The following is a 1,547-nucleotide window of genomic DNA, read 5'->3' on the forward strand; positions in this document are numbered from 1 at the left end:
GGCAGGGCCGCCTCGGCCTCGGTCGGCGCGCTGGTCAGCACGGTCCAGCCGGCCTGCCGGGCGCGCGCCACCAGGGCCCGCCACAGCGTGGTCTTGCCGATGCCGCTGGCGCCTTCCAGCAGGGCCGGCGCCCCGCCGGCCAGGGCGCGCCACACCCGCTCGACGACCGCGTCGCGGCCGACCAGGGAGGCGTCCATGGCGGGATCCTGGCACAGCGGCGCCACCCGGCCCGGCGCCGGCGTGGTTCACCGCGGGGCGTGTCCGCAGACCGCCACGTCCGGGATCACCTCCTCGTTGCGGTAGACGTCGCTGCTCCAGCTGGGTCCGGCGGCCGCCGCGACGGGTGGGATCCGTGGCCCGCGGGACGGAGTGAGCAGGCTGAGGAATTTGTTGATCACCTGGACGACCGGTTCGAGGATGCGGTAGCCGACGCCGAATCTCGCCCGCACCCCGATCCCGACCCCGCGGCACTGGGCGTAGGCGGCGCCGAGGGCGGAGCCCAGCGTGGACCCGTAGGAGGTGGTCAGCTCGAAGTAGACGCCGGCCGTGAACAGGAAGGCGCTGATGCCGACGGTGAACCGGACGCCGTGGCGGATCAGCAGCCCCATGACGCCGACGGGCACCCCGGTGAGCGAGTTGAGCAGGCTGCTGCGGCGCGTCTCCTGCGCCCACGACGGCTCGCCCGCCGGGTAGACGACCGGGTCGTCGAGGGTGAGGCCCCGCGACGCGAAGCTGCCGTCCCGGACGACCTCGGTGATGTCCACCGGCCCGATGGTCACCAGCAGGTCGCTGCCCTCCTCGGCCAGGTCCAGCACCCGACCCACGCCCCGCCCGGTGACGAACATGACCACCCCGCGCGCCAGCCGGTCGGTGTTGCGGGCCGCGGCGTCCAGCCGCCAGATGAGCCCGTCGGCGCTGACCGAGCGCACCGACCGGCCACCCTGGCCGACGATCACCACGTCGGGTTGCAGGGTCACCCCGTCGCCGGGCGCCGGCGCCGCCCCGTAGCGCAGCTCCGCCTCGCCGCCCGGCCCGGTGGCGCGGCCGTCCGCCCGCGGGCTGCCGCACCCGGTCAGCGCGAGCAGCACCGCGACCGCGGCGGCCAGCAGCCGGCGGCCGGGCACCGGCCGGCTCACATCCGCCCGGCGACGGTGCGGGCGAGGCTTTGCAGCGGCTCGCGGTTCTCCTGCGGGTCGTTGAGCCGCATCAGCCGCACCGCCACCCAGACGTCGCCCTTCCGGATGAAGAACGCCTCCGCGGTGAGGTGTGCCTCGTCGCCCACCCCGGCCAGCGGCCGCACCTCGTGCCCCAGGTCGCGCTCGATGTCCAGGTACTTCTTCGCGCCGTCGCCGACGTACACCTCGACCTGGGCGGTGGGGCCGGTGACCGGCGCGGTGTAGGTGCAGGACTCCCGGACCGGCACCGGGTCCTCCACGGGCGTGCCGGCCAGCCGCTCCGCGTCGGCCCGGGACACCAGGGCGCAGGCGTCGGGCCGCGCGGCGGACGGGGCCGCCTCAGTCGCCTCCGGCTCGGGCTCCGCCGGCACC

3 protein-coding genes are annotated in these 1,547 nt (G+C 76.2%); all 3 read right to left on the reverse strand.

Features of this window, described 5'->3' with window-relative positions; genetic code table 11:
- Positions 1-197, reverse strand: a 197-nt coding sequence (locus B0E53_RS36405; RefSeq protein ID WP_146167971.1) for a hypothetical protein, incomplete at its 3' end; no start/stop codon positions are given.
- A gap of 48 nt (positions 198-245) precedes the next feature.
- Positions 246-1,136: a hypothetical protein gene (locus B0E53_RS36410; RefSeq protein WP_246835783.1), complete on the reverse strand. Its 891-nt coding sequence runs from the start codon at positions 1,134-1,136 to the stop codon at positions 246-248.
- Positions 1,133-1,547: hypothetical protein (locus B0E53_RS36415; RefSeq protein WP_107079914.1), on the reverse strand; the 415-nt coding region annotated here is incomplete at its 5' end. The genes B0E53_RS36410 and B0E53_RS36415, both read right to left, overlap by 4 nt.

Source organism: Micromonospora sp. MH33, from assembly GCF_003013775.1.
Classification (GTDB): domain Bacteria; phylum Actinomycetota; class Actinomycetes; order Mycobacteriales; family Micromonosporaceae; genus Micromonospora; species Micromonospora fulviviridis.